Origin of the sequence: Sphingomonas sp., assembly GCF_035758555.1 — a bacterium.
Classification (GTDB): Bacteria; Pseudomonadota; Alphaproteobacteria; order Sphingomonadales; family Sphingomonadaceae; genus Sphingomonas_B.
On the sequence record NZ_DASTXI010000175.1, the window covers coordinates 1 to 21,462 of the forward strand.

At 66.7% G+C, this 21,462-nt stretch carries 23 protein-coding genes, 1 tRNA gene and 2 pseudogenes; 11 read left to right on the forward strand and 15 right to left on the reverse strand.

Going from position 1 to position 21,462, the window contains the following annotated elements; translation table 11 throughout:
* The 6 genes from VFT73_RS10170 to sseA all read right to left on the reverse strand — a co-directional run.
* On the reverse strand, positions 1 to 363 hold a 363-nt coding region (locus tag VFT73_RS10170), incomplete at its 3' end, for a Plug domain-containing protein (protein WP_326410584.1).
* Positions 364 to 369: 6 nt separating this feature from the next.
* Positions 370 to 996, reverse strand: coding sequence for a maleylacetoacetate isomerase (gene maiA / locus VFT73_RS10175; protein ID WP_326410587.1), 627 nt, complete (start codon positions 994 to 996; stop codon positions 370 to 372).
* Positions 993 to 1,859, reverse strand: coding sequence for an S-methyl-5'-thioadenosine phosphorylase (locus tag VFT73_RS10180; RefSeq protein ID WP_326410589.1), 867 nt, complete (start codon positions 1,857 to 1,859; stop codon positions 993 to 995). Before VFT73_RS10180 ends, maiA begins: the two co-directional genes overlap by 4 nt.
* 103 nt (positions 1,860 to 1,962) lie before the next feature.
* Entirely contained in the window at positions 1,963 to 2,319 is a 357-nt protein-coding gene (locus tag VFT73_RS10185) for a hypothetical protein (RefSeq protein ID WP_326410591.1), read from the reverse strand.
* A 108-nt stretch (positions 2,320 to 2,427) separates the two neighbouring features.
* The gene (gene metC, locus VFT73_RS10190) at positions 2,428 to 3,627 is read right to left on the reverse strand and encodes a cystathionine beta-lyase (protein WP_326410593.1); all 1,200 of its coding nucleotides are present in this window, start codon (positions 3,625 to 3,627) and stop codon (positions 2,428 to 2,430) included.
* The gene (gene sseA / locus VFT73_RS10195) at positions 3,624 to 4,460 is read right to left on the reverse strand and encodes a 3-mercaptopyruvate sulfurtransferase (RefSeq protein ID WP_326410595.1); all 837 of its coding nucleotides are present in this window, start codon (positions 4,458 to 4,460) and stop codon (positions 3,624 to 3,626) included. Before sseA ends, metC begins: the two co-directional genes overlap by 4 nt.
* Before the next feature lie 115 nt (positions 4,461 to 4,575).
* Here sseA and VFT73_RS10200 point away from each other — a divergent pair, with 115 nt between their 5' ends.
* Positions 4,576 to 5,493 carry a cation diffusion facilitator family transporter gene (locus VFT73_RS10200; RefSeq protein ID WP_326410598.1) on the forward strand — a complete coding sequence of 306 codons (918 nt, stop codon included), beginning with the start codon at positions 4,576 to 4,578 and terminating at the stop codon, positions 5,491 to 5,493.
* A gap of 11 nt (positions 5,494 to 5,504) precedes the next feature.
* Here the strand turns inward: VFT73_RS10200 and VFT73_RS10205 are convergent, their stop codons facing one another.
* A complete protein-coding gene (locus VFT73_RS10205; RefSeq protein WP_326410600.1) occupies positions 5,505 to 6,677 on the reverse strand; it encodes a helix-turn-helix transcriptional regulator in 1,173 nt (390 codons plus the stop codon).
* A gap of 173 nt (positions 6,678 to 6,850) precedes the next feature.
* Here VFT73_RS10205 and VFT73_RS10210 point away from each other — a divergent pair, with 173 nt between their 5' ends.
* The 3 genes and pseudogenes from VFT73_RS10210 to VFT73_RS15300 all read left to right on the forward strand — a co-directional run.
* Complete coding sequence (locus VFT73_RS10210; RefSeq protein ID WP_326410603.1) at positions 6,851 to 7,519, forward strand: PEPxxWA-CTERM sorting domain-containing protein; 669 nt, start codon at positions 6,851 to 6,853, stop codon at positions 7,517 to 7,519.
* Between the two features lie 69 nt (positions 7,520 to 7,588).
* A pseudogene (locus VFT73_RS10215) lies at positions 7,589 to 8,587 on the forward strand (ScyD/ScyE family protein); the annotation flags it as partial.
* A gap of 6 nt (positions 8,588 to 8,593) precedes the next feature.
* A pseudogene (locus VFT73_RS15300) lies at positions 8,594 to 8,695 on the forward strand (PEPxxWA-CTERM sorting domain-containing protein); the annotation flags it as partial.
* 32 nt (positions 8,696 to 8,727) lie between these two features.
* On the opposite strand, the gene VFT73_RS10220 reads toward VFT73_RS15300, so the two are convergent.
* Positions 8,728 to 9,717 (reverse strand): NADP-dependent oxidoreductase, encoded by a 990-nt coding sequence (locus VFT73_RS10220; protein WP_326410608.1) that lies wholly within the window; start codon positions 9,715 to 9,717, stop codon positions 8,728 to 8,730.
* 89 nt (positions 9,718 to 9,806) lie between these two features.
* The gene (locus VFT73_RS10225; RefSeq protein ID WP_326410611.1) at positions 9,807 to 10,802 is read right to left on the reverse strand and encodes a DUF2171 domain-containing protein; all 996 of its coding nucleotides are present in this window, start codon (positions 10,800 to 10,802) and stop codon (positions 9,807 to 9,809) included.
* A gap of 197 nt (positions 10,803 to 10,999) precedes the next feature.
* Here VFT73_RS10225 and VFT73_RS10230 point away from each other — a divergent pair.
* Both VFT73_RS10230 and ctrA read left to right on the forward strand, forming a co-directional pair.
* Positions 11,000 to 11,075, forward strand: a tRNA-Ala gene (locus VFT73_RS10230).
* A 236-nt stretch (positions 11,076 to 11,311) separates the two neighbouring features.
* Positions 11,312 to 12,019, forward strand: a complete 708-nt coding sequence (ctrA, locus tag VFT73_RS10235) for a response regulator transcription factor CtrA (RefSeq protein WP_326410615.1) — start codon at positions 11,312 to 11,314, stop codon at positions 12,017 to 12,019.
* A gap of 199 nt (positions 12,020 to 12,218) precedes the next feature.
* On the opposite strand, the gene VFT73_RS10240 is transcribed toward ctrA, so the two are convergent.
* From VFT73_RS10240 to VFT73_RS10250, 3 genes are all read right to left on the reverse strand, one after another.
* Positions 12,219 to 12,437, reverse strand: a complete 219-nt coding sequence (locus tag VFT73_RS10240; protein ID WP_326410618.1) for a hypothetical protein — start codon at positions 12,435 to 12,437, stop codon at positions 12,219 to 12,221.
* A gap of 202 nt (positions 12,438 to 12,639) precedes the next feature.
* The gene (locus VFT73_RS10245; RefSeq protein WP_326410621.1) at positions 12,640 to 13,395 is read right to left on the reverse strand and encodes an arginyltransferase; all 756 of its coding nucleotides are present in this window, start codon (positions 13,393 to 13,395) and stop codon (positions 12,640 to 12,642) included.
* Positions 13,396 to 13,495: 100 nt separating this feature from the next.
* The gene (locus VFT73_RS10250; RefSeq protein ID WP_326410624.1) at positions 13,496 to 14,740 is read right to left on the reverse strand and encodes a threonine ammonia-lyase; all 1,245 of its coding nucleotides are present in this window, start codon (positions 14,738 to 14,740) and stop codon (positions 13,496 to 13,498) included.
* Between the two features lie 100 nt (positions 14,741 to 14,840).
* On the opposite strand from VFT73_RS10250, the gene VFT73_RS10255 reads away from it, so the two are divergent.
* On the forward strand, positions 14,841 to 16,226 hold the full coding sequence (locus tag VFT73_RS10255; RefSeq protein ID WP_326410627.1) for a PAS domain S-box protein: 1,386 nt from the start codon (positions 14,841 to 14,843) through the stop codon (positions 16,224 to 16,226).
* Positions 16,227 to 16,419: 193 nt separating this feature from the next.
* Entirely contained in the window at positions 16,420 to 17,268 is an 849-nt protein-coding gene (locus VFT73_RS10260) for a helix-turn-helix transcriptional regulator (RefSeq protein WP_326410630.1), read from the forward strand.
* Here the strand turns inward: VFT73_RS10260 and VFT73_RS10265 are convergent.
* Entirely contained in the window at positions 17,265 to 18,032 is a 768-nt protein-coding gene (locus VFT73_RS10265) for a MerR family transcriptional regulator (protein ID WP_326410633.1), read from the reverse strand. The genes VFT73_RS10260 and VFT73_RS10265 overlap by 4 nt on opposite strands.
* A 99-nt stretch (positions 18,033 to 18,131) precedes the next feature.
* Between VFT73_RS10265 and VFT73_RS10270 the strand changes: the two genes are divergently transcribed.
* Together VFT73_RS10270 and VFT73_RS10275 are read left to right on the forward strand one after the other, a co-directional pair.
* Positions 18,132 to 18,380, forward strand: coding sequence for a prevent-host-death protein (locus VFT73_RS10270; protein WP_326410635.1), 249 nt, complete (start codon positions 18,132 to 18,134; stop codon positions 18,378 to 18,380).
* A complete protein-coding gene (locus VFT73_RS10275) occupies positions 18,377 to 18,772 on the forward strand; it encodes a type II toxin-antitoxin system VapC family toxin (RefSeq protein WP_326410637.1) in 396 nt (131 codons plus the stop codon). Before VFT73_RS10270 ends, VFT73_RS10275 begins: the two co-directional genes overlap by 4 nt.
* On the opposite strand, the gene VFT73_RS10280 is transcribed toward VFT73_RS10275, so the two are convergent.
* Together VFT73_RS10280 and VFT73_RS10285 are read right to left on the reverse strand one after the other, a co-directional pair.
* Positions 18,769 to 20,088: a NupC/NupG family nucleoside CNT transporter gene (locus VFT73_RS10280; RefSeq protein ID WP_326410639.1), complete on the reverse strand. Its 1,320-nt coding sequence runs from the start codon at positions 20,086 to 20,088 to the stop codon at positions 18,769 to 18,771. The genes VFT73_RS10275 and VFT73_RS10280 overlap by 4 nt on opposite strands.
* A 68-nt stretch (positions 20,089 to 20,156) precedes the next feature.
* Positions 20,157 to 20,798, reverse strand: coding sequence for a Yip1 family protein (locus VFT73_RS10285; RefSeq protein ID WP_326410641.1), 642 nt, complete (start codon positions 20,796 to 20,798; stop codon positions 20,157 to 20,159).
* Positions 20,799 to 20,880: 82 nt separating this feature from the next.
* On the opposite strand from VFT73_RS10285, the gene hslV reads away from it, so the two are divergent.
* Positions 20,881 to 21,444, forward strand: coding sequence for an ATP-dependent protease subunit HslV (gene hslV, locus VFT73_RS10290; RefSeq protein ID WP_326410643.1), 564 nt, complete (start codon positions 20,881 to 20,883; stop codon positions 21,442 to 21,444).
* Positions 21,445 to 21,462 lie beyond the last annotated feature (18 nt).

Genomic DNA, 21,462 nt, shown 5'->3' on the forward strand with positions numbered 1-21,462 from the left:
CCGCACCTGCGCCAACCCCTGCGGGTCGTAAGCGGGCCAGTTGACCCAGCCGCCGAACGGATCGGCTTGCGGCACGCCGTCCAGGATCAGCAGCGCCCGGCTCGCCGCGTTGCCGCCGAGGCCGCGCAGCGTCACGCCCTGGCTGGTCGGGTTGGCCGAACGCGAATCCGAACGCCGGAACTGCTGCAGCCCGGCCACCTCCGCCAGCACGTCCTCCAGCCGCCCGCTGGCGCTCGCTTCGATTTGAGCGCGGTCGATCGTGACCACGTCATAAGCGGCCTCGCCCGGCGCCTCGGTCAGGCCGTGCCCGGTGACGACGATGTCGGATGCAGAGGCGGCGGCGAGGACGGCAAGCAACAACATTGGCGGTCAGGCCTGCACCCGATCCGGATGCGCGGCTGCGAACGGTTCGAGGTCCTGCAGTGCCGAATCGATCCGCACCAGCGTCGGGAATGCGCCCAGGTCCAGCTTGAAGCGGCGCGCGTTGAACATCTGCGGCACCAGGCAGATGTCGGCGAGGTCCGGCGCATCGCCGCCCAGATACCGGCCGCTGCCCTCGGCCATCCGTTCGAGCGCGGCGAAGCCCTCGCGCATCCAGTGCCGGTACCAGTCGTCGCGTGCGTCCTGTTCCGCGCCCAGCTCCGCCTTCAGATAATTGAGCACGCGCAGGTTGTTGAGCGGGTGGATGTCGCAGGCGATCAGCAGCGCCTGGCCCAGCGTCTTCGCGCGCCGCGCCGGATCGGCGGAAACGAATGCGGGCTCCGGGAACCGCGCATCGAGATAGTCGAGGATCGCCAGCGACTGGGTCAGCTGATGCCCGTCGATCTCCAGCGTCGGCACGAAACCCTGCGGGTTGCGCGCCAGATTGTCCGCCCCGCGCTGCGTGCCTTCCAGCAGCGGGATGTCGATCCGCTCATATTCGACGCGCTTCAGGTTCAGCCCGATCCGCACGCGGTAGCTCGCGGAGGAGCGGAAATAGTCGAACAGTCGGATCATCGAAGCACTCTCCCCGCGATGGCGTCCAGCTTCGCGACCAGCGCCGGATCGCGCGCTTGCGGATCCGTGACCAGCGCGACGTCGAGGCAGGTGTCGATCGGGCTCGGCTCGCGCGTCCCCGGCAGCAGCCGGGCGAGCTCGACGACCGTCTGCCGCGCCTTGTCCGCATTGCCGTGCATCACGCGCAGCACCTCGGCGACCTCGACATGCGCTTCGTCCGAGCGCCAGCAATCATAGTCGGTGACCATGCCGACCAGCGCATAGGGCAGCTCCGCCTCGCGCGCGAGCTTTGCCTCGGGCATCGCCGTCATGCCGATGATGTCGGCGCCCCAGCTGCGGTACATATGGCTTTCGGCGCGGGTGCCGAACTGCGGCCCCTCGATCGCGACATAGGTGCCGCCTTCGGTCACCTCAGCGCCGGCGCGTGTCGCGGCGGCCGCGGCGAAGCCGGCCAGGCGCGGACAGACCGGATCGGCCATCGATACATGCGCGACCAGCCCCGAGCCGAAGAAGCTGCCGGCACGCGTCCGCGTGTTGTCGATGAACTGGTCGGCCGCGACGAAACGGCCGGGCGGCAGCTCTTCCCTCAGCGATCCCACGGCGGACAGCGCGATCAGATCGGTGCAGCCGATCCGCTTCAGCGCGTCGATATTGGCGCGGTAATTGATTCCGGAAGGGGAAATCGGATGGCCGCGGCCGTGGCGCGGCAGAAAGGCAAAGCGGGTGCCGGCGATGCTGCCGGTCAGGATCCGGTCGGACGGTTCGCCCCAGGGCGTGCCGACGCTCTGCCATGCGGCGTCTTCGAGCGCGTCGATCGCGTAAAGCCCCGACCCGCCGAGTACGCCGATGAACCACTCCCCCATGTTCCGCTCCGATCCGGGCCTGTCGCGGCCGTCTTCCTACCGAGCAGCCGTAGGAAGAGCAGGCGCGTTCGACAAGCTGCCCGGATCGGGCGGATTCACGGCGTCAGTAGCGTTCGCAGACCCGGACCCGGCGCCAGCGGCCGCGCCAGTCGTCCCACTGCCGGTCGGTCCAGCAGCGCCGCGGCGCGTAATAGGACCGGTAGCCATAGCCGTCATAGCCATAGGCATAGGGGCGGCCGTAATAGCCGCCATAATAGCCGTCATAGCCCCGGCGCGAGCTGGAGCCGATCGCCGCACCGAGCGCCAGGCCCAGCGCGCCGGCGCCCAGCGCCAGGGCAGCGTCGTTGCCGCGATGATGACGGTAATAGCGATGGCGCCATTGCGCCTCTGCCGGCGTCGCCGCGGCCACAAGGGTCGCGCCGGCGATCAGCCCGGCGGTGATTTTCGTCGAAAGCTTCACCCTCTGTCTCCTTCGGAAAACATATGGAACCGACGCGGAGCAGAGCTCTCCGGTTCCACCGTGCGCCTTTGTAGCTAAGTCCATATGAACCAAGGCGGAACGGCGCGTTCAGGAAAGGGCGGCTGCGAACCTCCGCAAGGCCGCCGCAAGGTCGGCGATCAGGTCGTCGGGGTCTTCCAGCCCGATGTGGAGCCGGACCAGCGGCCCTTCGGCGTGCCACGGCACCGCGGTGCGCATCCGCTCAGGATCGGCGGGTATGACGAGGCTTTCGAACCCGCCCCAGCTGAAGCCGATGCCGAACAGCTCCAGGCCGTCGATCAGCGCCGCGCGCGCCGCGTCGTCGCCGCCGTTCAGGACGAAGCCGAACAGGCCCGACGCGCCGGCGAAGTCGCGCGTCCAGAGTTCATGGCCGGGGCATCCGGGCAGCGCCGGGTGCAGCACCCGCGCCACCTGCGGCTGTTCCGCCAGCCAGCGCGCGACCTTCAGCGCGCTCGCCTGATGCTGCGCCAGCCGCACGCCCATCGTCCGGAGGCCGCGCGAGCCAAGCCAGGCATCGTCGGGCGCGGCATGCTGGCCGAGCTGATAGGTCGCCTGCCGCAGCTTCCCCCAAGCGGACGGCGCGGCAGTGACGGCGCCGAGCATCGCGTCGGAATGGCCGACGACATATTTGGTGCAGGCGAGGATCGAGAGATCGACGCCCTTTTCGATCGCCCGGAAATAGAGCGGCGTCGCCCAGGTGTTGTCGAGCAGCGTGGCGACGCCCCGCGCTTTCGCCGCCGCGCAGATCGCCGGCACGTCCTGAACTTCGAATGTCAGGCTGCCGGGGCTTTCCATGAAGATCGCGCGGGTCTTGTCGCCGATCAGACCGGCGATCCCGGCGCCCACCAGCGGATCGTAGAAGCGCGTGGATATGCCGAAACGCTTCAGCAGGCCGTCGCAAAGCGCGCGTGTCGGCTCATAGGCGCTGTCGACCATCAGCAGCTCGTCGCCGGGCCCCAGCACCGCGAGCAGCGCCGTCGCCACCGCCGCCACGCCGGAGGGGTAGAGGAGCGTGCCTTCCGCCCCCGGCTCCAGTTCCGTCAGCGCGTCGGCCAGCGACCACTGCGTCGGCGTGCCGCGCCGGCCGTAATAGAGCCGGTGATGCGTGTCCTTCTGCCGCTCCTTCAGGTCGGCGACGCTGTCGTACAGGATCGTGGACGCGCGCCAGACCGGCGGGTTCACGATTCCTTGCGTCCACTCCGCCCGCCGCCCGGCGGTGACGAGTGTCGTGGCCGGGTTCTGCGTTTTGTCGCCCTTGCCTGCCGTCACGCCGCCGCGCCGACTTCCTTGGGCGTGGACGCATCCGCGCCCCATTCGCTCCACGATCCGTCGTAGAGCGCTGCGTCCTTGCCCAGCAGGTGCAGGCCGAACAGCAGCACGGATGCAGTGATGCCGGAGCCGCAGGTGGTCACGATCGGTTTGTCGAGATCGATTCCCGATTGCTCGAACGCCTGGCGGAGCGCGTCGCCGCGCTTATAGGTGCCGTCGCCATTGAACAGCTGCGTGTAGGGCAGGTTCTTCGAGCCCGGAATGTGCCCCGGCTGCACGCCCGGCCGTTCGGCGACCTGCCCCGCGAAGCGATCCGCGCCGCGCGCATCGAGCACCTGCTCGGCCCGGCTCCCGACATTCGCCTTCATCTGGTCGAGCGAGCGCACGCCTTTCGAATCCGCCCAGGCGGTGAAATGGCGGTGGCGCACCTGCGGCTTGCCGCTTTCGACCGGCCGCGATTCGGCGCGCCACTTGGCAAGCCCGCCGTCGAGGATCGCGACATCGTGCGCGCCGAAGGTGCGCAGCATCCACCATGCGCGCGCCGCCGTCTTGTAGGGCGACTGGTCGTAGACGACGATGCGGCTGCCGTCGCCCAGCCCCAGCGATTGCATCCGGCTGGCGAATTTCTCCGCGGGCGGCAGCATGTTGGGCAGCGAGGTGCTGGTGTCGGCCAGCTCGGCCAGGTCCATGAACACCGCGCCCGGAATATGCGCCTGCTCGTATGCGGCGGCGGCATCGCCGTCGCCCGGCATCAGCCAGGTGGCATCGACGACGCGCAGATCGACCGCGCTCAGTTCCTTTTCCAGCCAGTCGGTCGAAACCAGGGCGTCCATGCGTGCTCCTCCGTTCAGATGGGCTTAGTCAAACCCGTAACGCTTGGGAACCGATTCCGCCGCAGGGAACATCCGGCACGGCGCATCGTAAGTTCCACGCCACCAGGGGTTGCGGATGACGGAACACGGCTCGCGCACGTCGATCATTGCCGCGCTGATCGGTAACCTGCTGATCGCCATCACCAAGGGCGTGGCGGCGGCGCTGTCGGGCAGCTCGGCGATGCTGAGCGAAGCGGTCCATTCGCTGGTCGATTCGGGCAACGAAGTGCTGCTGCTCTACGGCCAGCACCGCGCCGCCCGCCCGCCCGACGAGCAGCACCCGTTCGGCTATGGCCGCGAGCTTTATTTCTGGTGCTTCGTGGTCGCGCTGCTGATCTTCGCGGTCGGCGCCGGCGTCTCCGTCTATGAAGGCGCGATCCACATCCGCCATCCGGAGCCGAACACGCGGCCCACGCTCAGCTATATCGTGTTCGCGCTCGCCTTTATTTTCGAGAGTGCGTCCTGGTGGTTCGGCTGGCGTGCCTTCCGCCATGCCAAGGGCAAGCTGAAATGGTGGATCGCGGTGAAGTCCAGCAAGGACCCGACCAGCTTCATGGTCTTTTTCGAGGATTCGGCTGCGCTTGCCGGCATCGTCATCGCCGCGATCGGCACCTATGCGTCGGTCACGCTGGGCAAGCCCTGGATCGACGGCGCTGCCTCGATCCTGATCGGCGGCGTGCTGGCGGCCGTCGCGGTCGTGCTCGCGCGCGAAAGCAAGGCGCTGCTGATCGGCGAGCGCGCCTCGCCGGTTCTGACCGAGTCGATCAAGCAGATGGCGAACGCCGATCCGTGCGTACGCTCGGTCGAGAGCATCACCACGTCGCAGCTGGCGCCGAACATGGTGTTCGCGGCACTGGGCGTGCAGTTCGACGATTCGCTGCGGGTGAACGACATCGAGCGCCTGATCGCCCGGCTGGAACACCGCATCCGCGCCGAGCACCCTGAGCTGTTCCGGATCTTCGTTCGCCCGCAGCCGCGTGAGGGTGACGGCTAGGCGGCCGCGGCTCAGGTTTGTTGCGGTCTCGCCATTTCCGAATCCGCTTCGGACCGTACCGGCAGGTCGAAGGACGAGACCAGCGCGACGAGCTCCGCCCGGCGATGGACGCCGGTCTTCTCGAACAGGCGCAGCAGGTGCGTGCGCACGGTCGCTTCGCCGATTCCGAGCGTTCCGGCAATCGCGGCATTGCCCTTGCCTTCGACCACCTCCTTCAACACGCGCGCCTCGGCGGGGGTCAGGTCGAACAATTCGGCGATGATGTCCGCGCCGGCGCCGTTGCGCCGGTTCGACGGCGACACGAAGACGGCAGCGACGGCCGCGGCGCTGGTCCCGGCCCTCTCGATCCGTGGACGAAGCGGCAGCACATGGAGAATGCGCTCGTTCCCCTGGTCCCCGCGCACCGGAACGTTGAAGCCTTTGCGTCCGATCGCACCGGAGCCGTTCGCCGCCTGTCGTATGGCGACGGCCAGCGCCTTGTCCGCGCCCGGGCGGGTGAGGCGCAGCCGTTCTTCTCCCAGGCGGATAGCGTCGGCGCGGTCCAGCAGCTCATGCGCCGCGGGATTGGCGTGGATCACCCGACATTCGGCGTCGACCAGCAAGACGGCGGCGGCAAGTTCATGAATGACCGCCTCGAACGTGGCCGCGGTCGCGGTCTTCAGATCGAGCAGCCGGCTGATCGTGATCGCGCGCTGCAGATGGGGGAGCAGCAGCGCTGCGGCCTCGATCTCCTCGTCCCCGATCGGACCGTCGCGCCGATGCCGGCCCAGCCCGACGGACCCGACCGCTTGATCGTCGCGGGCAACGACCAGAGCCATCACGTCGATGAGCCCCTGCGGCTCCGCCCATTCCTTGCGGTAGCGGCCGGTCGCGAGCGCGGCGGGGTTGATCCGTGAGAGCACCGCGGGCTCGTGGAGAGGATGCGTCAGGATGACGTGCGGACCGCCCCATTGTTCGACGATCTCGCTGCCATAGTCGTCCATTCGGGAACGCCAGGGTTCGCTGACCCCGCTGCTGATGCTCAGCCGCACCGCGCCCGATCGCAATTCGATCAGGGTAAGCGCGGAATGGTGAAAGCGCAGTTCGCGCCGCACGCACGTCAGCACGTCTTCCCAGCGCGCCGGGTCCAGCGCGCAATCGTAGATCGTGCCGATCAGGTCAGAGAATGACGATGCCGACCGCACAATGGATGCCCCCCTCATCCTTGTCGTACAGCCGTTTAGCTCAATTTCGTCGCGATCTCCACCGAACGGTGGACGCAACTTCTCTCTCCGACCGTCACCATGATCGCTGCCAACCCAGGTCTGGCCAGCGGAGCAGGCCAGGGTGCCTATCAACTGAAAAAGGGGTGAGTGAAATGCTGTGCAAGACCAAAGCCATCGCCGCTTTGCTGGCCGGTGCCGCGATCGCGGGCGGAGCCGATGCCGCGACCGATCCGGCCGGCGATTTCCTGGCGACCTACACCGGTGCGCTCAATCCCAATCTCGACTTCACGTCGGCCGAGGCCCGGTTCGACGGAAGCAATTACAATCTGAAGCTCACGCTGAACGGCGCGGTCGGCGCGCCGGCCGGGCAGCTTTATGTCTGGGGCATCAATCGCGGCGCCGGAACCGCTCGCCTGAACGACCTTGCCGGGCCCGACCTCGACCCGACCGTCAAATGGGATTCGCTCGCGGTGCTGACGCCGGACGGCACGATGCGCGTGGTCGTGCTTCCGCCGGCCGGTCCGCCGGCCGTCACCGCGTTCGCCGGGGGCGCCGTGATCGACGGCAACACCGTGTCCGCCTCGGTGCCCCTCAGCCTGCTGACCAGCCGCGGCTACGATCCCGGCAGCTACATTTTCCAGCTGTGGTCGCGGCTCAGGGCGAATCCGGCGGTCGACGGCCCGAACAGCGAGATTGCGGACTTTGGCCCGCGCCTGTTCGCGAGCATCCCGGAGCCGGGGAGCTGGGCCATGATGATCGGCGGCTTCGGCCTTGCCGGTTTCGCCGCGCGCCGTCGCCGGGTCCGCATCGCTCTTGCTTGATCCATTCAGGAGGAAACAATCATGAAAGTTCTTGTTCGTGCGGCATTGCTTGCCGCCGCTTCCGTGGTCATGACCGCGCCGGCCGCGGCCCTGACCTATGCCAGCTCGGTCGTGGCAAGCGGGCTCAACAATCCCCGCGGGGTCACCTTCGGGCCGGACGGCAGTCTCTATATCGCCGAAGGCGGCGTGCCGACGGCGGGCGGGCCCAGCACGATCGTGCGCGGCAATGTCGCGGCGCTGTCGCAGACGGGCTCGATCACCCGCGTCGCCGGCGGCGTGCAGCAGCGCATCGTCTCCGGCCTGCCGTCGCTGGGCATCCTCGCGACCGGCGAGACTGCGGGGCCCAGCGACATCGTGTTCGGCGCCGACGGTACGGGCTATCTGGCGATCGGGCTCGGCGCCGACCCGGCGCTGCGCACGACCGCCCTGGCGGCGGGCGGCGGGCGACTGGGCAAGGTCGTCACCTTTACCGGCGGCATCGCCGACTTTGCCGATGTGGCAGCCTATGAAGGCGCGCACGATCCGGTCGGCGGCCTCATCGAGAGCAACCCGTTCCACATGGTGCAGGGGCCGAACGGCCTGCTGGTGACGGACGCCGGCAGCAACACGCTGCTGAACGTCGCTCCGGACGGCAGCGTGTCGCTGGTCGCCGCCTTTCCGGGCCGGCCGATCGGGCCGCCCGTGCCGATGAGCGATGCGGTGCCGACGGGGCTCGCGATCGGGCCGGACGGCAACATCTATGTCGCCGAGCTGACCGGATTTCCGTTCACCCAGGGCGCGGCGCGAATCTATCGCGTCACGCCGGGCGGCGCGGTGGACGTCGCCTATGACGGCTTCACCACGATCAGCGATCTCGCCTTCGGCAGCGACGGCAGCCTCTATGTGCTGGAGGTCGACAGCAACGGCCTCGCCACGCCTGGCGGCACCGGCGCGCTGATCCGGATCGCGCCCGGCGGCGCCCGGTCAACGCTATTTAGTCAGGGACTAATCACGCCAACCGGCCTCGCAATCGGCTCCGACTCCGCCTTCTACGTCTCCAACTTCAGCGCGGTCTCCGGGCGCGGCGAAGTGCTGCGCATCGCTGCGGTCCCTGAGCCGGCGCAATGGGCAATGATGATCCTCGGCTTCGCTGCGGCCGGCTGTCTGGCCCGGCGGCGGCGTGTCGCAATCGCCTGACTCACGGTGTCAGTCGGTCGGGAGGGCGCAGGTCACAGCCGCACCAGCATCTTGCCTGTGTTGGCGCCGCTGAACAGGCCCAGGAATGCGTCCAGGGTCGAATCCAGCCCCTCCCGTACCGTCGTCCGCGCCTTGATCTTCCCGCCGGTCACCCAGGCGCCCATTTCCTGCTGGAAGGTGCCGATCTCGGGGAAATAGTCGGTCCAGATAAAGCCGCGCATGGTGAGGCGCGTCGGGATGGTGCGGATGATGTAGCGCAGCTCCTGCGGCTTGCCGTCATTATAGACGTCGATCATGCCGCAGATCGCGAAGCGGGCGCGTTCGCGGGCGGTCGCGAAGGCCGCGTCGAGATGCTCGCCGCCGACATTGTCGAAATAGACGTCGATGCCGTTCGGCGCGGCTTCCATCAGCTGCGGCAGCACCGGCCCCGCCTTGTAGTCGATGCACGCATCGGCGCCGAGCTCCTTCACGAATGCGACCTTGTCCGGCCCGCCGGCCGAGCCGATCACGGTCATGCCTTTCAGCTTCGCGATCTGAACGACAGCCGAGCCGACCGCGCCCGCGGCGGCCGAGACGAAGACGATGTCGCCCGCCTTGGCTTCGGCGGTGCGGAGCAGGCCGAAATAGGCGGTGCCGCCGGTGAGCCCCAGATTGTGCAGCCAGACGTCGTCGGACACGCCCATGTCCGCCGGCAGCTTCTGCGGCATCGATTCGGCGCCGATCGTCGCGGTGTCGCGCCAGCCGGCCATGTGCAGCACCTTGTCGCCGGGCGCGAAGCCGGGGTTCTTACTCTCGATCACTTCGCCGACCGCGCCGCCCGTCATCGGCTCGCCGAGCTGGAACGGCGGCACATAGCTTTTCACGTCGTTCATGCGCCCGCGCATGTACGGATCGACGGACAGCCACAGGTTGCGCACGCGCAACTGGCCATCGGCGAGCGGCTGGTCGGGCAGATCGGCCAGATCGAAGTCGCTCGGCTGCGGCATCCCCTTCGGCCGCGATTTCAGCACCCAGGCGCGCATCGTGATGTCCTCCCTTTGTTTGAAGGCACCTTAGGCGGCGCGTGGCACAAAACAAATCCTCCCCGAGCTAGCTCGGGGAGGAAGTCAGACTAGCGATCCTCATAGGTGCCCGAGAAGCTGCGGTTCAGCATATGGGCGCCTTCGCCGCGGCGCTGGTCCTCGCTTTCGAACAGCGCACGGCGATTCTCCTCGTCGCGCCACTGGTCCCTGGCCTGGTCCGCGGTCTTGTTGATCGTGACCTTATCGTCGACCGACTGGATCCACGAGCAGGGGATCGAGTGGTGATGGCCGCCGGCCGCCGGATCGCTCTTGGTCAGGATGATGCGGTCCCCCGCGACCTTGTCGACCGTGCCGAGATGCTCGCCGTCCGACCCGCAGACCTCCATATGCTCGCGGACGCTCCGCATGCTGGAGCGCTGCTGCTGGCGATTGCTGCGCCAGTTCGAGAATTCGCTGTGGAACTTGTCCCGGTTCTCGCGGCGATATTCGTCATAATCGCGGTCGAGCGCATCCATCTGCTGCCGGCGCCAGTCGCGGCAATTCTCATCGTGCGGATGAGAGCCCTGGCCGCGCCAGTCGCCGCTGCCCATGCCGGCCCGCCCGCTGCCGTAGCCGCCGCGGTCTTCATAGCGCCCGCCGCGCGTCCGATAGTCGCTGGTGCCGCCATAGCGCGAGCCGGCCGCTTCATAGCCGCCGCTCGATTCGCGCCGGCTGCGCCAGTCGCGGTCGCTCCAGCCGCCGCGGTCGCCGCCGCCCCAGGGTTCGCTTGCGTCCTGGCGGAAATCGCGCTGCCGATCGCGCATCGCTGCGCTCAGGCTGCCGCTGCCATAGCCGCGGTCGCGGTCATAGTCCCGGCCATAGCCGCGGTCTTCGCTGCGCCAGCCGCGCTCGCGGTCGTCGTCGTCGCTGAACCAGGAGCGGATCTCGTCGCCGGCCCTTTCGAAGAAGCCGCGGTCATTGTCGCTGCGGTGGTCGCTGCCGCGCCAGTCGTCGCGCCGGCCTTCGCCGCGCCGGCCATATTCGCGGCCTTCGTAATAGCGGTCGCTGGGGCTGCCATAGCCGCGGTAATTGTCCCGGTCTGCCATTTTCGGATGCTCCTTTCGTTCAAGGTCTCGAGGCGCGGCGCGACCTGCGCGGCCACGCACTCCCGTCCGAATCAGCGCATCCGCTCCCGCTTGGTTCCGGTCGGAACGGGCCTGTGCGACGAAGCGTGTTGCATCGTGCGGGAGGCGCGAGTAAGGGCCCTGCTTCGCGCCGCCAGCCGGCGCCGGGAACATGGTGCGGGGCCGTAGCTCAGCTGGGAGAGCGCGTCGTTCGCAATGACGAGGTCAGGGGTTCGATCCCCCTCGGCTCCACCATTGTCCGCTCTTGGATCGCACAGCCTCAGACGAAATGACGGAACCCTGACGCGCAAGTCGCGCGTTGGCTGTTCTGTGGCTTGTCGGCAACGTCTCACAGCCGATCTGCTACGCGAAAGCTACCTTGCTGACTTAACTCGATATTAACGTTTGGAGCTCAAAGGTTAACTGGTTAATGAGGCGCTTGGGCGCGCACGGGGTCGCCGCGCGCACCGACATGACGAGGGGCCGCAGTTATGCGCGTTTTGCTGATCGAAGACGAGCCGACGACCGCCAAGGCGATCGAGATGATGCTGAATGCGGAGGGTCTGAATGTCTATTCGACCGACCTGGGCGAGGAAGGCCTCGATCTGGGCAAGCTCTATGATTACGACATCATCCTGCTCGACCTGAACCTGCCGGACATGCACGGCTACGACGTGCTGAAGAAGCTCCGCACCTCGAAGGTCCAGACGCCGGTGCTGATCCTGTCGGGCATCAGCGAAATGGATTCGAAGGTCCGCTCGTTCGGCTTCGGCGCCGACGATTACGTGACCAAGCCTTTCCACCGCGACGAGCTGGTCGCCCGCATCCACGCGGTCGTGCGTCGCTCCAAGGGCCACTCCCAGTCGGTCATCCGCACCGGCAAGCTGGCCGTCAATCTGGACGCGAAAACGGTCGAGGTCGACGGCGCCCGCGTGCACCTGACCGGCAAGGAATATGCGATGCTGGAGCTCTTGTCGCTCCGCAAGGGCACCACGCTCACCAAGGAAATGTTCCTGAACCACCTTTACGGCGGCATGGACGAGCCCGAGCTGAAGATCATCGACGTCTTCATCTGCAAGCTCCGCAAGAAGCTGAGCCTGGCGTGCGGCGGCGACAATTACATCGAAACCGTCTGGGGCCGCGGCTATGTGCTGCGCGATCCGCAGGAAGAACAGGCGCCGGCCACCGCCGCCGCCTGACGATTTCTCAGGGCGGGGAAACAACAAAGGCCGGCGGGGCGACCGCCGGCCTTTTTCTTCGTCTTCTCGACCGAAATCCGCTCGTCCCGAGCGAAGTCGAGGGGCGCTGCTCCGAAACCTTCAGCCGGCGCCCCTCGACTACGCGCTGCGCGCTCCGCTCGGGACGAGCGATCGGGATCGGTCAAACCGCAAAACTGCTCTAGCTCGCCAGCGCCAGATAGTCGTCGTTCAACGACATGCCCGGCGCGCTGAGGGCCAGCGCGAGCGCGGTGCCGCAGAAGCCGCATTGCGCCGTCACCCGCCCGATCAGCCAGTTGCTGTGTCCGCAACCGGGGCAGCGATTGGTCTCACCGGGATGATAGGCGACCTGATAGCCGCGATGAGCAAGGTCGATCGAATGAACAGTTGCCGTACGCATCAGCACCTCCTCTACGCGAGAGCGCTTCAAAACAGGGCATCAACTTACCACAGCTGGAATATAGCTAAAGTCTGTTAACCCTTATTCTCCGGTCATTAACCAGAGTCTCCGCGATTACATGATCTTTCAAAGGATCAACTCGCGATCAGGAATCCTGTTCCACGCCCGTGCCGAACGGAACCCGGCTGTTGCGAATCGGGACTCACGAGAGGGTTTCGGCGGCTTCCGGCTCGAACCGCACCCAGCCTTCGGCGGAGAGCTTCTCGACCGGCGTAAAGCGCGCCTTGTAGGCCATGCGCTTCGAGCCGCGCACCCAATAGCCGAGATAGACGTATGGCAGCCCGGCGGCGCGGGCGCGCAGGATATGGTCCATGATGATGAAGTTGCCGAGACCCGGCCGGTCGGCATGTTCGGCATCGTAGAAGCTGTAGATCATCGACAGGCCGTCGGCCTGGCGGTCGGTCAGGCAGGCGCCGACCAGCCTGCCGGGTGCAAAGCCCTGGCGCGGCTCGCGATACTCGATGATATGGGTGTGGACAGGGGTTTGCTCGACCATGTCGGCAAAGTCCATCTCGTCCATGTTGGACATGCCGCCGCCGGGGTGCCGCGACGCCAGATAGCGGCGCAGCAGCTGGAATTGCTCGTCGGTCGACCAGGGGCGGCACGCGGTCACTTCCAGGTCGCGGTTACGCTTCAGCAGGCGCTTCTGGCTGGAGCTCGGCTGGAACTCGTCGGCGACCACGCGCACCGACACGCATGCATTGCAGTCGGGGCAGCTCGGGCGATAGGCGACGCTCTGGCTGCGGCGAAAGCCGATCCGGCTGAGCGCATCGTTCAATTCGGCCGCATGCGCGCCGTTCAGCTCGGTGAACACCTTCCGCTCGAACTTGCCCGGCAGGTAAGGACACGGATTCGGGCTGGTCACGAAGAATCGCGGGAAGCGGAATGGTGCACTCACAGCCTGCCCTCTCAAGCGGAGAATCGCATCCCCGCCTGTTCATGAACGCTTATTCGACACCTGAGCTTCAATGAAAAGTGTGTTTACTTTCTTTATATCCTCAGGCGAGCTCGACCATGCTGACCTTGTAGTGCGCGGCGCGGAGCGCATCGATCAGGCGGTCGAGATGCGCCTGGTCCCGCGTTTCGCATTCGATGTCGGTGATCAGCCCCTTGGCAGGCAGGCTGGTGAACACCCGCTGGTGATAGACCTCGATGATGTTGACGTGCTGCTCGTCGAAGATCCGCGCGACATGGAACAGCGCACCGGGCCGGTCCTGCAGCCGCACCCTGAGCCGTGCCAGCCGGCCTGAACGGGCAAGGTCGCGCAGCAAGACGTTCGCGAGCAGCCGCGTGTCGATATTGCCGCCGCACAAAACGATGCCGACTTCGCGGCCCTTGAAGCGGGCGGGGTGCGCCAGCAGCGCCGCCAGCCCCGCCGATCCTGCGCCTTCGACGACGGTCTTCTCGATCTGCAGCAGCAGGCTGACCGCCCGCTCCAGATCGCGTTCGGAAACCAGCAGCAGCTCGTCGGCCAGCGCTTCGACGAAGCGCGACGTGAGCTCGCCGGGCCGCTTGACCGCGATGCCTTCGGCCAGCGTGTCGCCTTCGCAAGCCATGTCGAGCTGCTTCAGCGCGGCGTACATCGACGGGTAGAGCTCGGCCTGCACGCCGACCAGATCGATGCCCGGCTTCAGCGCGCGCGCGGCGGTGCCCATGCCGGAAAACAGGCCGCCGCCGCCGATCGGGATCACCAGCGTGTCGATGTTCGGCGCATCCGCCAGCATCTCCAGCGCGACAGTGCCCTGGCCGGCGATGATGTGCGGGTGGTCGAACGGATGCACGAAGGTCAGCCCGCGCTCCTCCTCCAGCCGGCGGGCATGGGCATAGGCGGCGTCGAACGTCTCGCCTTCCAGGATCACGGTTGCCTGATGGCTCTCGGTCTGGGTGACCTTCACCGTCGGCGTCGGCTTCGGCATCACGATCGTGACCGGAATGCCGAGTCGGTGGCCGTGATAGGCAAGGCCCTGGGCATGGTTGCCGGCCGATGCCGCGATCACGCCCTTGGCCCGCGCGTCGGCACTCATCTGCAACAGGGTGTTGAGCGCGCCACGTTCCTTATAGGCGGCGGTGAACTGATGATTCTCGAACTTCAGCCACACGCGCGCCCCGGTCATCTGCGACAGCGTCTGGCTGTGCAGCGTCGGCGTTCGCACGATCGAGCCGGCAATTCGCGTCGCCGCCGTCTGGATATCGGCAAGGCTGACGGGCAGTGCGTCGGGCGCGGGCGAAACTGCAGTGGCCATGGAGCGGCCTTAACCGCCGCGACCGCCGCTGTCATTCCCGCAGCGCTGGCAGGCTCGTTCAGGTTGCGATACGCTACCCAAATGGTGGTGTACGCGCAGCATGGCGGCCAACGCTGATCCGCGCCCTGGCCGGGCTGCGTCCGAGCAGGATGCGGAACTCGCCGCGATCTTCGCACAGACCGCGGCGGGGCTTGCGCAGGTCGAGCTGTCGGGACGCTTCACGCTCGTCAACGACCGCTTCTGCGAAATGGTCGGCCGCTCGCGCGAAGAGCTGCTGCAAATCACGATGCAGTCGATCACCCACCCCGATCATCTGGCGGAAAACGTGCCGCTGTTCGAGGCGGCGGTGCGCGACGGTACGCCGTACCGAATCGAGAAGCGCTACGTCCGGCCCGACGGTTCGATCATCTGGGTCGACAATTCCGTCTCGGTGATCCGAAAGTCCGACGGCTCGCCGTTCGGCGTGCTGGCAGCCAGCATCGATATCACCCGAAACAAAACCGTCGAGGATGCGCTTCGCGCGAGCGAGCTCAGGCTGCGCCTGGCGATGGACGCAGGCCGGATGGCGGTGTGGGAATATGACGTGCGCGCCGGCCGCATCCTTCATTCGAGCGACCTCAACCGCCTGCTCGGCTTCATCGAGACGCGCGAGGTCGCTTATGACGAATTCCGCGCGCGAATTGATCCCGAGGACCTTCAGCGCTTGTCGGCGACCGCGGTCGCCTCGCTTAAAAGCGGCGAGCCGCACTTCCAGGCCGAGGTCCGCTACCGGCTCAGCCGCGGCGATGTGCGCTGGCTGCTGATCAGCGCCGAATTCCAGCTATCGTCTGGCGGCGGCGTCGACCGGGTGATCGGGGTCGCGCTCGACATTACCGACCGCAAGCGCGACGAGGAGCATCAGCAACTGCTTCTCCACGAGCTTAATCACCGCGTGAAGAACACGCTCGCCGTCGTTCAGGCCCTCGCGCACCAAAGCTTTGCGGGCGGACGCGACATCGCGCGGCGCAAAGCCTTCGAGGGGCGGCTGGTCGCGCTCGCTGCCGCTCACAATCTGTTGACGCGGGAGAGCTGGGAGCCGGCCTCGATGATCGAGGTCATCCGGTCGGCGGCTGCTGCCTGCGATCCGAACAAGCAGCGCTTGCAGCTCGATGGCCCTGACATTCGCGTGCCGCCGAAGATGGCCGTGACACTTGCGCTCGCGATCCATGAGCTGTGCACGAATGCCGTCAAATATGGTGCACTGTCCAACGACTCGGGCAGGGTGACGATATCGTGGAGCGTCGCGGACAGGCGGCTGCGACTCGTCTGGATGGAAAGCGGCGGCCCGCGCGTGACGGCTCCGCGGCGGCGCGGGTTTGGCTCGATGATGCTGGAGCGAGCGCTTGCCAGCGAGCTGGTCGGCAGCGTCAGGCTCGAATTCGCGGCGTCCGGCCTTTGCTGTACGATCGATGCGCCGGTCGCAAAGGATTGGTTCATCGGCAGTTAAACTGCCGGCCGTGTCGATTCTGTCCTATCCGACTCTGCGGGCAATACGGTATCCAGATTCTGCGACCCGAAGGGCTCCCGAAAATCTTGGGGGTTCTTGACCTTACGGCCCGGTTGGACGTGTTCCGGCCGGGCCACTTTTTTGACGCCCTGCAATCGGCTATGGTGCTTGCCAGAAAAACAGGGGCGCATCGATGGTCGCGGTTTCGCTGGACTATGCCGCACCTGACGCGGCGCTGACGGACTATGTGTCCGTCTTCTATAATTTCCGCGCCGACGTCCCGCGATTCGAGGATGACGATCGCGCCGATCTGGCGCAGCTTCGCTTCATGCTGAAGGGATCGGGCGGCTATCGCTTCGCCGACGGCTACACGCAGGAAGGCCCGGAAATCCAGATCGTCGGCCCGACCATGGGCTGCACTCATCTTTACGTCGATGGACCGGCCGATGTGTTCGGCGCCGGCCTGCTGCCCGCCGGATGGGGCGCGACGATCGCGATCGACGCGTCGTCGCTGACCAATCGCGTGATCGACGCGACCGAGCTGTTCGGGCGCGAGCTGCGCGACGTCGCCGACCGGTTGCGCGCGACCGAGTCGCTCGATGAGAGAGTCGCGATCGGCAACGAGCTGGTCCGCGACCTGGTCGCCCGCGGTCACGGCCAGTCGCGCTGGTTCACGCGCACCGTCGATCAGTGGCTGCAGGCGAGCCTCAGCCCCGAAGTCGACGATCTGGTCGCGGCGGCGCGACTGTCCCGCCGCCAGGTGGAGCGCCTGTGCAAGCGGCTCTACGGCGCTCCCCCCAAGCTCCTGTCGCGCAAATATCGCGCGCTTCGGGCGGCGGTGGTTCTGGCCAAGGGCGAGGCCGGCATCGCCGAGCTGCTGGAGCAGGGCTTTTACGACCAGTCCCACTGCATCCGCGAGATCAAGCGCTTCACCGGCGTCACGCCGACCCGCATCCAGGGCGACCTGAACGAGCTCACCCGCCTCACGATGAAGCGCACCGAGTTCGCCGGCCAGGTCGCCCCGCTGGTTGCGGAAGCCTAGGCTGCCGCCTGTCCCCGCGCGGCACCCGCCGCCTTGACGAACTCCCAGACCTCCATCGAGAAGGGCGGCTTCTGCTCGTGCTGCCATTCGCCCATGTTGTCGTACAGGCGATTGGCGCCCGCCATCATCTCGGGCGTCGCGACGTCGGTGAACGGCTTCAGCAGCGCCTTCCATTCGTCCAGGAATGCCTGTGCCTGCTTGCTCGCAGGATCGAGCGGCAGAGCGCGCTCGATCCGCTCGCCAAGCTCGGCCCATTTGCGGCTGTATTCCGCCTGGTCGAAACCGGGCGGGACCTCGTCCATCCGGTCGGCCCAGCGGGCTTTTTCCTCCGGGGTTATATAGCGGTCGGTGATCCGCTGCCAATTTTCGGCTTCCATCGTCGCGTTCCCTTGTTTGATCAGCGAGCAGAGCGTCGCGACGTCGATCGGCTCGCCACGATCGATGCGGGACTGAACGGAAAGAAGCAGCGTGCGCGCCTGCGCGACCTCCGCCGCGCGCGCCTCGATCTCGGCCAGCTGCGCCTCGACCAGCCGGGCCAGATCGACCGACTTGCCTTCGAGCATGCGCGCGATCGCCGACAGCGCGAAGCCGGCGCGCTTCAGCGCGACAATCGCATTCAGCCGCGCCATCTCGCCCGGCCCGAACCACCGTCGCCCGCCTTCGGTGCGGAGTGGCCTGATCAGGCCACGCGCCTCGTAAAAGCGCAACGCGCGCGAGGTCAGCCCCGTCCGCCGCGCCACTTCGGAAATGTCGAACGCATCCATGCGAATCGCTGTAGCGCTTGACGTAAGGTCAAGTGCAAGGGGCTTGTGGACGGTGCCCACCCAGGCTACCTTAGCTAAGGTGGACTAAGGAGTTGACCCGTGTCGATCGTAAACGTCCATGAGGCAAAGACGCACCTGTCGCGCCTGATCGAGGCGCTGGTCTCCGGGCGCGAAAAGGAAATCACGATCGCGCGCAACGGCGTGCCCGCGGTCACGATGACGGCGGCAAAAGCAGAGCGCAAGCCGCGCGTCTTTGGCCTAGGCAAAGGCAAATATACGCTGGTCGAAGATTTCGATCGCGACGATGAGCTGATCGCCCGCATGTTCGAGGGCGAAGCGGACGAATGAGGCTGTTGCTCGACACGCACGTCGCGCTCTGGTTCGTCCTCGGCAACGAAAAGCTCGCGCCGCCTGCTCGGGCATTGATCGCCGATCCGGGAAACGATGTGTTCGTGAGCATCGTTTCGCTCCTCGAAATCGCGATCAAGAACAACATCAGGAAATCAGGTCCGGACTCGATCGGCATCAGCATGACCGAGGCGCAGGCGCTTTTCCTGGCAGACGGGCTTGAGCCCCTCGACCTGCGGCCTACGCAGCTTGTGGCGATCGAAACCATGCCACTGCACCACAGAGATCCATTCGATCGCCTTTTGGTCGCGCAAGCGCAAGTGGAGCAATTGCGCCTCGTGACAGTCGAACGCCGGCTGGCGGAATATGGCGAGGCCGTTCTTCTGGTCTAACCGACCAGCAATCCCGCCAGCGCCGCGCTCATCAGGTTGGAGAGCGACCCGGCGGCCAGGGCGCGCAGGCCGAGGCGGGCGATCACCGGGCGCTGGTTGGGGGCGAGGTTGCCCGTCACCGCCATCTGGATCGCGATCGAGCTGAAGTTCGCGAAGCCGCACAGCGCGAAGGTCACGACCGCGACCGTCTGCGGCGACAGCGTGTTCTGGATCTTGCCGAGCTCGATGAAGGCGACGAACTCGTTCAGCACCATCTTGGTGCCGAACAGGCCGCCGGCCACGCCCGCTTCGTCCCACGGCACGTTCAGCAGCACCATGATCGGGCGGAAGATGTAGCCGAGCAGCCGCTGGAAACTGAGATTTCCGAAGAATTCGGCGGCTGCGGAGCTGAACGGCATGCCCCAGTCCGCGGCGGTCTGCACCAGCCAGGCCCCGACGCCTCCCAGCAGCCCGTTCAGCAATGCGACCAGCGCCACAAAGGCCAGCACCATCGCGCCGACCGCGACGGCCAGCTTGACGCCGGTCTGGGCGCCTTGCGCTGCTGCCATGATGATGTTGGCCGGGCGCTCCTCGTCGTGCGTCGCTTCGGCGAGCGAGACGGTCTCGCCGGCGCTTTCGGGCTCGACCACCTCGTCCGGCTCCGGCGTGGCGATCTCGTCTGGCATGATGATCTTCGCCATCAGCACGCCGCCCGGCGCCGACATGAAGCTCGCGGCGAGCAGGTACGGCAGCAGCTGCGCCCCGATCATCGATGCATAGGCGCCGAGGATCGTGCCCGCGACGCCGGCCATGCCGACCGTCATCATGCAGAAGAGCTGCGACTGGGTCAGGCTCGCAAGATACGGCCGGATGACGAGCGGGCTTTCCGACTGGCCGACGAAGATGTTGGCGGCCGAACCCAGGCTCTCGACACGGGTGATGCCGGTCACCACGCGGATCGCCCCGCCCACCCAGCGGATGATGAACTGCATCACGCCCAGGTAATAAAGGATCGAGATCAGCGAGGCGAAGAAGATGATCACCGGCAGCGCCGCGATCGCGAAGCTGTTCGCGCCCATTTCGGGCGAGGCGAGCGGGCCGAAGATGAAGTCGGTGCCCGCCTTCGCATAGCCGAGCAGGTTCGACACGCCGCGCGACATCGCGCCGATCACTTCGCGCCCCCAGCCGGTTCCCAGCACCAGCAGCGCGAAGCCCGCCTGCAGCGCGAAGGCAGGAACGACCACGCGCAGCCGGATCGCGCGGCGGTTGGTCGACAGCAGCAAGGCAAGGCCAAGGATGACCGCTATGCCGGCCAGCCCGATCAGGATGCGATTCATATGTGTGAGTGAGTCCCCTAAGCGACGCGGACGTTACACAGCGCGCCGCTGAGGGGAAGCGGAAAAACTCAGCCGACGCTCAGCGTTCCCGACCCGATCGGCACGCGCGGGGCGAACATCGAGGTGACGCTGCTGGCGACCAGCCCGATCAGGAAGAACAGCAGGATCGCGGCGACGATCGTCACGACCGTATACGCCATGGCCTTGTCCTGCGGCACCCGCATCAGCCGCGGCGCACCCAGCCACAGCAGGTAGAGGCTGTAGAGCCCCAGGATCGCGAGCCATGCGAGCGCGGGCACGATCTGGAAAACCCCGGCGATCCATGAGGCCGTGCAGGCATAGGCGGCGACCTTCATCGCCTGCACCTCGTTCTTCTGCCCTCCGAAATTGGGGGCGAGCGCATTGAGGATCATCGCCAGCACCCACACGCCGACCAGCGCCGCGATATAGGTGGCGATCGCGGTGGACAGCGCCGCGCCGAAGCTCAGGCGGTAAGTGAAGCCGAGCAGGCGGATGCCGAACACGCTCATGCCGATCAGCCCCGCGATCGGCCCGATCGCCGCCAGCGGCACGACATAGGATTTGAAGATGCCCGCGACGGTCGCGGGCTCGGCATCGATGCGGCCCCATTCGTCCTTGGGCTGCATCAGGATGTTGCGGACACGATCGGCAAGCGAGGTGGTCGAAGGCTGCGGAAGCTCGGCACTCATTCAAGGTCCCCTCTTCTTTTGTCCCGGGCGGATCATGCGCCCGGCGTTGCGCCCACGCAACCGCCGTCCCATATCGCCGGCCATGAGCGGGAATGACCACGGCCTGCCGCAATGGCATGGCACCACGATCCTTTCGGTCCGGCGGAACAACAAGGTCGTCATCGTCGGCGACGGGCAGGTCTCGATGGGCCAGACGGTGATGAAGCCCAACGCAAAGAAGGTGCGCAAGCTGGGCGACGGCTCGGTGATCGGCGGCTTCGCCGGCGCCACCGCCGATGCGTTCACGCTGTTCGAGCGGCTGGAGCGCAAGCTGGAGCAGCACCACGGCCAGCTGCTGCGCGCCGCGGTCGAGCTCGCCAAGGACTGGCGCACCGATAAGTATCTGCGCAACCTCGAAGCGCTGATGATCGTCGCCGACAGGCAAGTGACGCTGATCCTGACCGGCAATGGCGACGTGCTGGAGCCCGTGAACGGTATCGCCGCGATCGGATCGGGCGGCAACTACGCCCTGGCGGCCGCACGCGCGCTGGCCGAATACGAGCCGGACGCGGAGACGCTGGCGCGCAAGGCAATGGCCGTCGCCGCCGACATCTGCGTCTATACCAACGACCAGCTGACGATCGAAAGCCTCGACTCCAGCACCTGAAAACCTCCGTTCGTGTCG